The organism is Citrobacter sp. RHBSTW-00029 (assembly GCF_014104295.1).
In the GTDB taxonomy this organism is placed as follows: Bacteria; Pseudomonadota; Gammaproteobacteria; order Enterobacterales; family Enterobacteriaceae; genus Citrobacter; species Citrobacter youngae.
In genome coordinates, this window is sequence record NZ_JABXRT010000001.1 from 3,391,531 (window position 1) to 3,405,217 (window position 13,687).

The following is a 13,687-nucleotide window of genomic DNA, read 5'->3' on the forward strand; positions in this document are numbered from 1 at the left end:
TATATTAAGCGATAAAAATCAAATTATGCAGAGAGATATTCCCGACGAAATCGAACCGAAAATCCGTTTTTTATCCAGACAATAGCAATCCTTCAATATATTATATTCAACCTGACAACCAGAATGCTTTGATTAAAATAGTTACACTAACCATGAATAAAAACAAATAAAAAGAGCACAATTTTTTCTGAACCGAGGGATAAGTAACAGAATGGGTTAAGTACTATTCTGAAAATGTGAACAAAACGCCTGAAACGGACTATCAACTTATGAAAAATACACAATCAAAAAGCAGTAATTTAAATAAACAATCAAAACAGGCTAATCAAATAATTTACGGTGGTATAATCAGAAACTATATTCATATATTAAATAGTTCGACACTGAAAATTTGTACCCGAAAAGAATTTTACTGTCACTGCTACCGCATCATCCCGCGCCTGCCATCTTATAACTGTACAAAATGACAGTATAGTCGTGCAAACCAGGCTATACTAATTCCTGGTTTTTTGACGGATACACAGCGTGGCGCAGGCTGGTTTTATTTTAACCCGACACTGGCGGGATACCCCGCAGGGGACAGAGGTTTCATTCTGGCTGGCAACAGACAATGGGCCACTGCGGGTTACGCTTGCGCCACAGGAATCCGTCGCGTTTGTCCCCACACACCAGACGCCTCGCATAACGTCATTATTACGTACAGAGAACGGCTATCGTCTGACGCCACTTCAGTTACAAGATTTCCACCGCCAGCCCGTTTCGGGCCTGTATTGCCGTTCGCACCGCCAGCTTATGCGGCTGGAAAAACTGCTGCGTGAAAATGGTGTGACGGTTTACGAGGCCGATGTGCGTCCACCAGAACGTTATCTGATGGAACGCTTTATTACCTCCCCGGTTTGGGTCGAAGGCGACAAGCATGACGGAACGCTGATTAATGCGCGGCTGAAGCCGAACCCGGACTACCGACCACCGTTAAAATGGGTATCGCTGGATATCGAAACAACGCGTCACGGCGAGCTGTATTGCATCGGCCTTGAAGGTTGCGGGCAGCGTAATGTCTATATGCTCGGCCCGCCGAATGGCGATGCCTCCCGGCTGGATTTTGAACTTGAGTACGTCGCCAGCCGCCCGCTGTTGCTGGAAAAACTTAACGACTGGATTGCCTGTCACGATCCCGATGTGATAATCGGTTGGAACGTGGTGCAGTTCGATTTACGCGTCCTGCAAAATCATGCTGAACGTTATCGTATCCCACTGCGTTTTGGTCGCGACAACAGCGAACTGGAGTGGCGTGAACACGGTTTTAAAAACGGTGTTTTTTTCGCGCAGGCCAAAGGGCGTCTGATTATTGACGGCATTGAGGCACTCAAATCCGCATTCTGGAATTTCTCGTCATTCTCGCTGGAAACGGTATCGCAGGAACTCCTTGGCGAAGGGAAGTCGATCGATAATCCCTGGGACAGAATGGACGAAATTGACCGCCGTTTTGCTCAGGATAAGCCCGCTCTTGCCACTTACAACCTCAAAGACTGTGAGCTGGTCACGCGTATTTTTCATAAAACCGAGATCATGCCGTTTCTGCTGGAACGTTCGACGGTAAACGGTCTGCCTGCCGACCGGCACGGTGGTTCGGTTGCCGCTTTCGGACACCTCTACTTGCCGCGGATGCACCGCGCCGGTTACGTTGCGCCCAATCTGGGGGAAGTTCCCCCTCATGCCAGCCCCGGCGGCTACGTGATGGACTCGCGCCCAGGCTTATACGACTCGGTACTGGTGCTGGATTATAAAAGCCTGTACCCCTCAATAATTCGTACTTTTTTAATCGATCCGGTGGGGCTTATCGAAGGGATGGCGCAGCCGGATCCGGAGCACAGCACCGAAGGGTTCCTTGACGCCTGGTTCTCACGTGAAAAGCACTGCCTGCCGGAAATCGTTACCCGGATCTGGCATGGGCGCGATGAAGCAAAACGCCACGGGAATAAGCCGCTCTCGCAGGCGCTGAAAATCATCATGAACGCATTTTACGGCGTACTTGGCACCACAGCTTGTCGCTTCTTTGATCCGCGCCTGGCCTCGTCGATCACCATGCGCGGCCATGCGATCATGCGCCAGACTAAAGCGCTGATAGAAGCACAGGGTTACGATGTCATCTATGGCGATACTGACTCGACCTTTGTCTGGCTCAAAGGTGCGCACACGGAAGAGAATGCCGCCAGAATTGGTCGTGAGTTGGTGAGCTATGTCAATAACTGGTGGGCGCAATCGCTGAAGCAGCAAAATCTGACCAGCGCGCTGGAGCTGGAGTTTGAAACCCATTTTTGTCGCTTCCTAATGCCGACCATTCGCGGTGCCGATACCGGCAGCAAAAAACGCTACGCCGGGATGATTCAGGACGGTGCTGAGCAACGAATGGTGTTTAAGGGACTGGAAACGGTACGAACCGACTGGACACCGCTGGCCCAGCAGTTTCAGCAGGAGTTGTACCTGCGAATTTTTCGTAACGAGCCCTATCAGGAGTTCGTTCGCGAGACTATCAGCCGTCTGATGGCGGGTGAACTGGATGAACAACTGGTGTACCGTAAGCGTCTGCGCCGCCCGTTGAGCGAATATCAGCGGAATGTTCCGCCGCACGTTCGCGCCGCACGTCTCGCCGATGAGCAGAATGTCAAACTGGGGCGTCCGCCGCAGTATCAGAATCGTGGAACGATTAAATATGTCTGGACGACAAATGGCCCAGAACCTGTTGATTATCAGCAATCTGCACTCGATTACGAGCACTATCTGACTCGCCAAATCCAACCGGTTGCCGAGGGAATTCTTCCCTTTATTGATGATAATTTTGCTACACTACTCACAGGACAACTGGGGTTATTTTGACGCGTGACGAAACCGCCGCCATCCAGTACCATAGCGCCCTTTCCATTCCTGGACCCATTTAACACCACTACCACTGATTTATTAGCCTGGTAGCGGGGTCGTATGCTCTCAAAACCTCGGGCTCGCCCGAAAAATGACGAGTATTGCCTGCAATTAAAGATATAGAGCCGAACACATATGCCTTTTACACTTGGTCAACGCTGGATCAGCGATACAGAAAGCGAATTGGGACTTGGTACCGTTGTCGCCATGGATGCGCGAACCGTCACTTTACTTTTCTCATCGACGGGCGAAAACCGTCTGTATGCGCGCAGTGATTCCCCCGTGACCCGCGTGATGTTCAATCCTGGCGATACGATAACAAGCCATGAAGGCTGGCAACTGCATGTCGATGAAGTAAAAGAAGAAAACGGCCTGCTTGCTTATATCGGAACTCGCCTCGATACCGAAGAAACTGGCGTCATGCTGCGTGAAGTGCTGCTCGACAGCAAGCTGGTGTTCAGTAAACCGCAGGATCGCCTGTTTGCTGGCCAGATTGACCGTATGGACCGCTTCGCACTGCGCTATCGTGCGCGTAAATTTCAAAGCGAGCAGTACCGCATGCCGTGGAGTGGCCTGCGCGGTCAGCGCACCAGCCTGATCCCACACCAGCTTAACATCGCCCACGATGTCGGCCGCCGCCATGCGCCTCGCGTGTTACTGGCAGACGAAGTTGGCCTAGGCAAAACCATTGAAGCCGGGATGATCCTGCATCAGCAACTGCTGTCTGGTGCTGCCGAGCGCGTACTGATCATCGTTCCTGAAACTTTACAGCACCAGTGGCTGGTCGAAATGCTGCGCCGTTTCAACCTGCGTTTCGCGCTGTTCGATGACGAACGCTATGCGGAAGCGCAGCACGACGCCTACAACCCGTTTGAAACTGAGCAACTGGTTATCTGCTCTCTGGACTTTGCCCGTCGTAGTAAACAACGTCTGGAGCATCTGTGTGATGCGGAATGGGACCTGTTGATTGTCGATGAAGCCCATCACCTGGTATGGAGCGAAGATGCGCCCAGCCGCGAGTATATGGCCATTGAACAGCTGGCAGAGCGCGTGCCGGGTATCCTGCTGCTGACCGCAACGCCGGAACAACTCGGCATGGAAAGTCACTTTGCGCGTTTGCGCCTGCTGGACCCAAGCCGCTTCCACGATTTTGCCCAGTTCGTTGAAGAACAAAAAAATTATCGCCCGGTTGCCGATGCGGTTGCCATGCTGCTGGCTGGCAACAAGCTGAGTAACGATGAGCTAAACATGCTCGGCGACATGATTGGCGAACAGGATATTGAGCCGCTATTACAGGCTGCGAACAGCGACAGTGATGACGCCCAAAGCGCGCGTCAGGAACTGGTTTCGATGCTGATGGACAGACACGGCACCAGCCGCGTGCTGTTCCGTAACACCCGTAATGGTGTGAAAGGCTTCCCGAAACGCGAACTGCATACCATCAAGCTGCCGCTGCCAACCCAATACCAGACAGCCATCAAAGTATCGGGCATTATGGGCGCACGTAAGAGCGCGGAAGATCGCGCTCGCGACATGCTCTACCCCGAACAGATTTATCAGGAATTTGAAGGTGATACCGGTACCTGGTGGAACTTTGATCCGCGCGTTGAATGGCTGATGGGTTACCTGACCAGCCACCGTTCACAGAAAGTACTGGTGATCTGCGCGAAAGCCACCACCGCGTTGCAACTTGAGCAAGTGCTGCGCGAGCGCGAAGGTATCCGCGCCGCCGTGTTCCATGAAGGGATGTCGATCATTGAGCGCGACCGTGCCGCCGCCTGGTTTAGCGAAGAAGATAGCGGTGCCCAGGTGATGCTGTGTTCTGAAATCGGCTCAGAAGGCCGTAACTTCCAGTTCGCCAGCAATCTGGTGATGTTTGACCTGCCGTTTAACCCGGACCTGCTGGAACAACGTATCGGCCGTCTGGATCGTATTGGCCAAGCGCATGATATTCAGATCCACGTTCCTTATCTGGAAAAAACCGCGCAGTCCGTGCTGGTACGCTGGTACCACGAAGGTCTGGATGCGTTCGAGCACACCTGTCCGACCGGACGCACCATCTATGACACGGTCTATAACCATCTGATCGGCTACCTGGCGGAGCCAGAAAACACCGATGGCTTTGACGATTTGATCAAAACCTGTCGCGAGCAACATGACGCGCTGAAGGCACAGCTGGAGCAAGGTCGCGATCGCCTGCTGGAGATCCACTCTAACGGCGGTGAAAAAGCTCAGCGGCTTACTGAAAGTATTGAAGAACAGGACGACGATACCAGCCTGATCGCTTTCGCGATGAACCTGTTTGATATCGTTGGTATTAATCAGGATGACCGTGGCGACAATTTGATCGTGCTGACGCCGTCCGATCACATGCTGGTGCCTGATTTCCCAGGACTGCCGGAAGATGGCTGCACCATTACGTTTGAGCGTGATGTCGCTCTGTCGCGTGAAGACGCTCAGTTTATTACCTGGGAGCATCCGTTAATCCGTAATGGTCTGGATCTTATCCTCTCTGGTGACACCGGCAGCAGCACCATTTCGTTGTTGAAAAACAAAGCATTACCGGTCGGAACTCTGTTGGTTGAGCTGGTGTATGTGGTTGAAGCGCAGGCGCCGAAACAGCTGCAGCTGAACCGCTTCCTGCCACCAACGCCGGTACGTATGCTGCTGGATAAAAACGGCAATAACCTCGCTGCACAGGTTGAGTTCGAAACCTTTAACCGTCAGCTCAGCGCCGTTAACCGCCACACCGGCAGTAAACTGGTCAACGCCGTGCAGCAGGACGTTCATGCTATTCTGCAACTCGGTGAAGCACAGGTGGAAAAATCAGCCCGCGCGCTGATCGACGCGGCGCGTAAAGAAGCGGACGAAAAACTGACTGCGGAACTCTCCCGTCTGGAAGCGCTGCGTGCCGTTAACCCGAACATCCGTGATGACGAACTCAGCGCAATTGAAAGCAACCGTCAGCAGGTGATGGAAAGCCTGGATCAGGCGGGCTGGCGTCTGGATGCCCTGCGCCTGATCGTCGTGACGCATCAGTAACGGAGCCATACATGGGGATGGAAAACTACAATCCGCCGCAGGAACCCTGGTTGGTCATCCTGTATCAGGATGAGCACATTATGGTGGTCAATAAGCCGAGCGGTTTGTTGTCTGTGCCGGGTCGTCTGGATGAGCACAAAGACAGCGTGATGACGCGTATTCAGCGCGACTATCCGCAGGCTGAATCCGTCCATCGTCTGGATATGGCCACCAGCGGCGTGATTGTAGTCGCGCTAACCAAAGCGGCAGAGCGCGAGCTAAAGCGCCAGTTTCGCGAGCGCGAACCGAAAAAACAGTATGTTGCACGCGTCTGGGGGCATCCCGCTCCGGCCGAGGGTCTGGTTGATTTACCGCTGATTTGCGACTGGCCGAACAGGCCAAAGCAAAAAGTGTGTTATGAGACCGGAAAATCCGCGCAAACAGAATACGAAGTTGTGGAGTTTGCCGCGGATAATACCGCCCGGGTGGTGCTCAAACCCATTACCGGACGCTCCCACCAGTTGCGTGTACATATGCTGGCTTTAGGGCATCCAATCCTCGGCGACCGCTTCTATGCTCCGCCGGAAGCGCTGGCGTTAGCGCCGCGCCTGTTGCTGCATGCAGAGATGTTAACCATCACGCATCCCGAATACGGCAACAGTATGACGTTTAAAGTCCCGGCGGATTTTTAAATTCTGAGCCAATTTATGCCGGGAGCGCTTCGCTTGCCCGGCCTACATTCATTAACGTAGGCCGGATAAGGCGCTAGCCGCATCCGGCAATTCAATCACTTGAATCCTTTTTGCTCCTTAATCAGCTCGTAAGCCTTTTGGATTTCCTGCGCTTTTTGCTTCGCCATTTCCATCATCTCTGGCGGCAGACCTTTCGCGACCAGTTTGTCCGGATGGTGCTCGCTCATCAGCTTACGGTAAGCGCGCTTTATGGTAGTCGCATCATCGGTCGTTTTCACACCCAGCACATTACAGGCGTCTTCCAGCGTCGGGCCGCGTTGCGCCTGCTGCCAGCCACCGCCGCCAGACTGCTGCTGATATCCGCCGCCAAACTGCGCGCCGCCCTGCATCATGCGCAGGAACTGATCAAATTGGGCTCGTGAGATCCCCAACTCTTCAGCAATCACATACAGCACTTCACGCTCGTTAGGATGTAACGACCCATCGGCAAATGCCGCCTGGATTTGAATTTCCAGAAACATGCGGATCAGATCGAATCGACCAAAACAGACGCTGCGAAACTGACGCATCTTTTCACGTAATGGATAATTATCCGATTTTCCTACCCGGAAGGCGTGTTGTGCAGCCGTTCGCGAGTCACCGTGCAAATTCATCCGATCCATCAACTGGCTGGCGATATGAATATCGGCTTCCGTGACGCGACCTTTGGATTTGGTCAGATGCCCCATCACCTCAAAAGTGGTGGCAAAAAAAAGCGCCTGGCGTTCACGTTGGTTGGCAAACCACGCCATTTTGCGCATGCGGGCTTTGTCGAACATGTGGCCAACTAACAGCCCCAGAACCACACCCCAGAAGCCGCCACCCATCATTAAGGCCACGGCTACACCAATTATCTTTCCCCAATACTGCATAGACTCCCCAAATCTTTATGCTCTCAGCCAGGCTATGTCCCACAATATAAGGTGCTTTTACCGATTTACGGCTGCGGTCAATTGTGGGACATCGCCTATAATTTGCATTATCATACCTGTCATTCAATGCCGTGCCTAACACCACGGATGCCTAAATGGGCAGGATTAACACTAGCGCAGTGAAGATGAGATAAGTTAGGCTGTGACCGTTTGTCACGCGCGACGCTACTGATGATGGAACAATAAATACAACGTATGAAAAAACGTATTCCCACTCTTCTGGCCACCATGATTGCCAGTGCCCTCTATAGCCATCAGGGCCTGGCAGCCGATCTCGCCTCACAGTGTATGCTGGGCGTGCCGAGCTATGACCGTCCTCTGGTACAGGGCGAGACTAATGAATTACCCGTCACCATCAATGCCGACAACGCTAAAGGGAATTATCCCGATGACGCGGTGTTTACCGGCAACGTGGACATCGCACAGGGTAACAGCCGCCTGCAGGCCGACGAAGTACAGCTTCATCAGAAGCAGGCTGAAGGCCAGCCGGAGCCAATACGTACCGTCGATGCGCTGGGCAACGTCCATTATGATGACAATCAGGTTATTCTGAAGGGACCGAAGGGTTGGTCTAATCTGAATACCAAAGATACCAACATCTGGGAAGGTGATTACCAGATGGTGGGCCGTCAGGGGCGCGGGAAAGCGGACCTGATGAAACAGCGCGGTGAGAATCGCTATACCATTCTGGAAAACGGCAGTTTTACCTCCTGTCTTCCGGGTTCCAATACCTGGAGCGTCGTCGGTAGTGAAGTGATCCATGACCGTGAAGAACAGGTCGCTGAAATCTGGAACGCCCGTTTTAAACTGGGCCCGGTTCCGGTGTTTTACAGCCCCTATTTGCAGCTACCTGTCGGCGATAAGCGCCGTTCCGGTTTCTTGATCCCGAACGCAAAATACTCCACCAAGAACTATTTTGAGTTCTACCTGCCATATTACTGGAATATCGCGCCCAACATGGACGCCACCATTACGCCGCATTATATGCATCGCCGTGGCGGCGTGATGTGGGAGAACGAATTCCGTTACCTGACCCAGGCGGGCGCAGGTCTGATGGAACTCGACTACCTGAATTCCGACCGGGTCTACGACGACGAACATCCGAATGATGATAATTCACGCCGCTGGCTGTTTTACTGGCAACACGCCGGTGTGATGGACCAGGTGTGGCGTTTCAACGTCGACTATACCAAAGTCAGCGACTCCAGCTACTTTAATGATTTTGACAATAAGTACGGTTCCAGTACCGACGGTTATGCGACACAGAAATTCAGCGTCGGCTATGCGGTGCAAAACTTTGATGCAACGCTCTCAACTAAACAGTTCCAGGTCTTTGACGATCAGAACAACAGCAGTTATTCCGCTCAGCCACAGTTAGACGTCAACTTCTATCAGAATGACGTTGGTCCATTTGATACCCGTATTTATGGACAGGCGGTGCATTTCGTCAATACCAATGACGACATGCCAGAAGCGACGCGTGTTCACCTTGAGCCGACCATCAACCTGCCGCTATCCAATCAGTGGGGGAGTATCAACACTGAAGCGAAACTGATGGCGACGCACTACCAGCAGACCAATCTGGACTGGTATAACAACAATCCGAGTAACGTAAATAAACTCGACGATTCCGCTAACCGCGTCATGCCGCAGTTCAAAGTTGACGGTAAGCTGGTCTTCGAACGTGATATGGAAATGCTGGCGCCAGGCTATACCCAGACACTGGAGCCGCGTGCGCAGTATTTATATGTGCCGTATCGCAACCAAAGTCATATCTATAACTATGACTCTTCCCTGCTGCAATCTGACTACAGCGGCCTGTTCCGTGACCGCACCTATGGCGGCCTGGACCGTATTGCCTCCGCAAACCAGGTAACGACAGGTGTCACATCTCGCGTTTATGATGACGCGGCCATTGAACGTTTTAATATTTCTGTGGGTCAAATCTACTATTTCACCGAGTCTCGCACTGGCGATGACAACATTAAATGGGAGAATGACGACAAAACCGGTTCACTGGTATGGGCTGGCGATACCTACTGGCGCATCTCCGATCGTTGGGGTTTACGCAGTGGGATACAATACGACACACGTCTGGACAGTATCGCCACCAGCAGCAGCAGCATCGAGTACCGTCGCGACGAAAACCGTATGCTGCAGTTGAACTACCGCTATGCCAGCCCGGAATATATCCAGGCGACCCTGCCGTCGTATTACTCTACGGCAGATCAGTATAAAAACGGGATTTCTCAGGTGGGTGCAGTGGCGAGCGTGCCGATCGCTGAGCGTTGGTCAATCGTCGGAGCTTACTACTTCGATACCAATGTGAACAAAGTGGCGGATTCCATGCTGGGCTTACAGTACAACTCCTGCTGTTATGCCATTCGCGTCGGCTATGAACGTAAGCTGAATGGTTGGGATGACACCCAGAAACACGCGGTATATGACAACTCGATCGGCTTTAATATCGAACTGCGCGGCCTGAGCTCTAACTATGGTCTTGGCACCAACCAGATGCTGCGTTCGAACATTTTGCCGTATCAAAGCTCTTTATGATCTGATTGATTTACAACGTAATCCGCATTGCGGTTAATTGATAATGGAAAAAGTATGAAGAACTGGAAAACGCTGCTTCTCGGTATCGCCATGGTCGCGAATACCAGTTTCGCTGCCCCACAGGTAGTCGATAAAGTCGCAGCCGTCGTCAATAACGGCGTCGTTCTGGAAAGCGACGTCGATGGCTTAATGCAGTCAGTAAAACTGAACGCGGGTCAGGCAGGTCAGCAATTACCGGACGATGCCACGCTGCGTCATCAGATCCTGGAGCGTTTGATCATGGATCAAATCGTTCTGCAGATGGGTCAGAAGATGGGCGTAAAAATCTCTGATGAACAGTTAGATCAGGCCATCGCCAATATTGCCAAGCAGAACAATATGACGCTGGATCAAATGCGCAGCCGTCTGGCTCAGGATGGTCTGAGTTATTCGACCTATCGCAACCAGATCCGTAAAGAGATGACCATCTCTGAAGTGCGTAATAATGAAGTTCGCCGTCGCGTCACGATCCTGCCACAGGAAGTTGATGCCCTGGCGCAGCAGGTCGGCAACCAAAATGATGCCAGCACCGAACTGAACCTGAGCCACATTCTGATCCCACTGCCGGAAAACCCAACTTCCGATCAGGTAAACGAAGCGGAAAGTCAGGCGCGTTCAGTGGTTGATGAAGCACGTAATGGTAGCGATTTCGGCAAACTGGCCATCACTTATTCTGCCGATCAGCAGGCGCTGAAAGGCGGCCAGATGGGCTGGGGACGCATTCAGGAACTGCCGGGCATCTTCGCCCAGGCGTTAAGCACCGCGAAAAAAGGCGATATCATCGGCCCAATTCGCTCTGGTGTCGGCTTCCATATCCTGAAAGTCAACGACATGCGTGGCCAAAGCCAGAGCATCTCCGTGACTGAAGTTCATGCCCGCCATATTCTGCTGAAACCGTCGCCGATCATGACCGATCAACAGGCGCGTCTAAAACTGGAACAAATCGCGGCAGATATTAAGAGCGGTAAAACCACCTTTGCGGCAGCGGCTAAAGAGTTTTCTCAGGATCCGGGGTCTGCCAACCAGGGCGGTGACCTGGGTTGGGCTGCAGCCGATATTTTCGATCCGGCTTTCCGCGATGCGCTGACTAAACTTCATAAAGGCCAGATGAGCACCCCGGTGCACTCCTCATTCGGCTGGCATCTTATCGAGCTGCTGGATACGCGTAATGTTGATAAAACTGACGCGGCACAGAAAGACAGAGCTTATCGCATGCTGATGAACCGTAAATTCTCGGAAGAAGCAGCGACCTGGATGCAGGAACAGCGCGCCAGTGCGTACGTTAAAATTCTGAGCAACTAATGACTCAAATTCAACGTGTTGTGATCACTCCCGGCGAACCTGCCGGGATTGGTCCGGACCTTGTGATCCAGCTTGCACAGCGCGAGTGGCCGGTAGAACTCGTTGTTTGTGCTGATGCCACGCTACTCCGTGACCGGGCAGCCATGCTCGGTTTACCGCTCTCGCTCCTTCCCTACTCTCCAGATATCCCAGCCCAACCACAATCAGCGGGTACGCTGACGCTATTGCCGGTTGCGTTGCGCGCGCCTGTCGTCGCGGGCCAACTGGCGGTAGAGAATGGGCAATATGTAGTCGACACGCTGGCTCGCGCCTGCGATGGTTGTCTGCAAGGTGAGTTTGCGGCGCTGATTACCGGTCCGGTTCACAAGGGCGTCATCAATGACGCTGGTGTCCCGTTTACCGGGCATACCGAGTTTTTTGAAGAGCGTTCACAGGCGAAGAAGGTTGTCATGATGCTGGCAACCGAAGAGCTGCGTGTTGCCCTGGCGACCACACATCTGCCGCTTAAAGCCGTTGCTGAAGCCATTACCCCGGCATTATTGCGAGAAGTGATCGGTATTCTGCATCATGATCTACGCACTAAGTTTGGCCTGAACGATCCGCGTATTCTGGTGTGCGGCCTTAACCCGCATGCCGGTGAAGGCGGTCATATGGGAACGGAAGAGATAGACACCATCATCCCGGTACTGGATGAACTGCGTGCGCAGGGGATGAAATTAAACGGTCCACTGCCCGCAGATACGCTGTTTCAGCCTAAATATCTCGACCACGCGGATGCCGTGCTGGCAATGTACCACGATCAGGGCCTCCCCGTGCTAAAATACCAGGGATTTGGTCGCGGTGTGAATATCACGCTGGGCCTGCCCTTTATTCGCACATCCGTCGATCACGGTACCGCGCTTGAACTTGCGGGACGTGGACAAGCAGATGTCGGCAGTTTTATTACGGCGCTTAATCTCGCCATCAAAATGATTGTTAATACCAATGAATAATCGAGTCCATCAGGGCCATTTAGCCCGTAAACGTTTCGGGCAAAACTTCCTCAACGATCAGTTTGTGATCGAAAGTATTGTCTCTGCTATCAACCCGCAAAAGGGTCAGGCAATGGTCGAAATCGGCCCGGGCCTGGCTGCATTGACCGAACCAGTAGGCGAACGTCTGGACAAGCTCACGGTCATTGAGCTGGACCGCGATCTCGCCGCGCGCCTGCAAACGCACCCGTTTTTAGGGCCGAAGCTGACGATTTATCAGCAAGATGCCATGACCATGAACTTCGGTGAGCTTTCACAAACGATGGGTCAGCCGCTGCGCGTATTTGGCAACCTGCCGTACAACATCTCCACGCCGCTGATGTTCCATCTTTTTACCTATACTGATGCCATTGCCGACATGCATTTCATGTTGCAAAAAGAGGTGGTCAATCGTCTGGTTGCAGGGCCAAACAGTAAAGCGTATGGTCGATTAAGCGTCATGGCGCAATATTACTGCAATGTGATCCCGGTGCTCGAAGTTCCACCGTCGGCTTTCACACCAGCACCGAAAGTAGATTCCGCCGTTGTACGCCTGGTCCCTCACGCGACGATGCCGTACCCGGTTAAAGATGTTCGCGTCCTGAGCCGCATTACCACCGAAGCGTTTAATCAGCGCCGTAAAACGGTACGTAACAGCCTCGGTAATCTGTTCAGCGTTGAAGTGCTGACAGAGTTGGGCATTGACCCGGCAATGCGAGCGGAAAATATCTCTGTCGCGCAATACTGCCGGATGGCTAACTATCTGTCAGAAAACGCGCCTTCGAAGGAGAGTTAAGCATGATCAATTCGCCCCGAGTGTGTATTCAGGTACAAAGCGTCTACATTGAGGCGCAATCCTCACCTGATGATGAACGTTACGTTTTTGCTTATACCGTGACTATCCGCAATTTGGGGCGAGCGCCAGTGCAGCTGTTGGGGCGTTATTGGTTGATAACCAATGGTCATGGGCGCGAAACCGAAGTTCAGGGTGAAGGTGTGGTTGGCGTTCAGCCCCATATCGAACCTGGCGAAGAGTACCAGTACACCAGCGGCGCCGTTATTGAAACGCCGCTGGGCACCATGCAGGGTCATTACGAAATGATCGATGAGCAGGGCATCGCCTTTACTATCGATATTCCCGTATTCCGACTCGCCGTTCCAACACTCATTCATTAAA

At 52.6% G+C, this 13,687-nt stretch carries 9 protein-coding genes; 8 read left to right on the forward strand and 1 reads right to left on the reverse strand.

Going from position 1 to position 13,687, the window contains the following annotated elements:
- Positions 1 to 525 precede the first annotated feature (525 nt).
- From polB to rluA, 3 genes are all read left to right on the forward strand, one after another.
- Positions 526 to 2,877 carry a DNA polymerase II gene (polB, locus tag HV041_RS16525; protein WP_121584188.1) on the forward strand — a complete coding sequence of 784 codons (2,352 nt, stop codon included), beginning with the start codon at positions 526 to 528 and terminating at the stop codon, positions 2,875 to 2,877.
- A 177-nt stretch (positions 2,878 to 3,054) separates the two neighbouring features.
- The gene (gene rapA / locus HV041_RS16530; RefSeq protein WP_121584187.1) at positions 3,055 to 5,961 is read left to right on the forward strand and encodes an RNA polymerase-associated protein RapA; all 2,907 of its coding nucleotides are present in this window, start codon (positions 3,055 to 3,057) and stop codon (positions 5,959 to 5,961) included.
- 11 nt (positions 5,962 to 5,972) lie between these two features.
- Positions 5,973 to 6,632 carry a bifunctional tRNA pseudouridine(32) synthase/23S rRNA pseudouridine(746) synthase RluA gene (gene rluA, locus HV041_RS16535; protein ID WP_003018849.1) on the forward strand — a complete coding sequence of 220 codons (660 nt, stop codon included), beginning with the start codon at positions 5,973 to 5,975 and terminating at the stop codon, positions 6,630 to 6,632.
- 95 nt (positions 6,633 to 6,727) lie between these two features.
- Here rluA and djlA read toward each other — a convergent pair whose 3' ends face one another.
- Entirely contained in the window at positions 6,728 to 7,543 is an 816-nt protein-coding gene (djlA, locus tag HV041_RS16540; protein ID WP_048212719.1) for a co-chaperone DjlA, read from the reverse strand.
- 255 nt (positions 7,544 to 7,798) lie between these two features.
- On the opposite strand from djlA, the gene lptD reads away from it, so the two are divergent.
- Genes lptD through apaG form a run of 5 tightly spaced genes read left to right on the forward strand, consistent with a single transcriptional unit; the run spans position 7,799 to position 13,686 of the window.
- A complete protein-coding gene (gene lptD / locus HV041_RS16545; RefSeq protein WP_048212720.1) occupies positions 7,799 to 10,159 on the forward strand; it encodes an LPS assembly protein LptD in 2,361 nt (786 codons plus the stop codon).
- A gap of 54 nt (positions 10,160 to 10,213) precedes the next feature.
- The gene (gene surA / locus HV041_RS16550) at positions 10,214 to 11,500 is read left to right on the forward strand and encodes a peptidylprolyl isomerase SurA (RefSeq protein ID WP_048212721.1); all 1,287 of its coding nucleotides are present in this window, start codon (positions 10,214 to 10,216) and stop codon (positions 11,498 to 11,500) included.
- The gene (pdxA, locus tag HV041_RS16555) at positions 11,500 to 12,492 is read left to right on the forward strand and encodes a 4-hydroxythreonine-4-phosphate dehydrogenase PdxA (protein ID WP_121584186.1); all 993 of its coding nucleotides are present in this window, start codon (positions 11,500 to 11,502) and stop codon (positions 12,490 to 12,492) included. The genes surA and pdxA overlap by 1 nt, the downstream gene beginning before the upstream one ends.
- The gene (gene rsmA / locus HV041_RS16560; RefSeq protein WP_048212723.1) at positions 12,485 to 13,306 is read left to right on the forward strand and encodes a 16S rRNA (adenine(1518)-N(6)/adenine(1519)-N(6))-dimethyltransferase RsmA; all 822 of its coding nucleotides are present in this window, start codon (positions 12,485 to 12,487) and stop codon (positions 13,304 to 13,306) included. The genes pdxA and rsmA overlap by 8 nt, the downstream gene beginning before the upstream one ends.
- Before the next feature lie 2 nt (positions 13,307 to 13,308).
- Positions 13,309 to 13,686, forward strand: a complete 378-nt coding sequence (gene apaG, locus HV041_RS16565) for a Co2+/Mg2+ efflux protein ApaG (RefSeq protein ID WP_003018867.1) — start codon at positions 13,309 to 13,311, stop codon at positions 13,684 to 13,686.
- Position 13,687 lies beyond the last annotated feature (1 nt).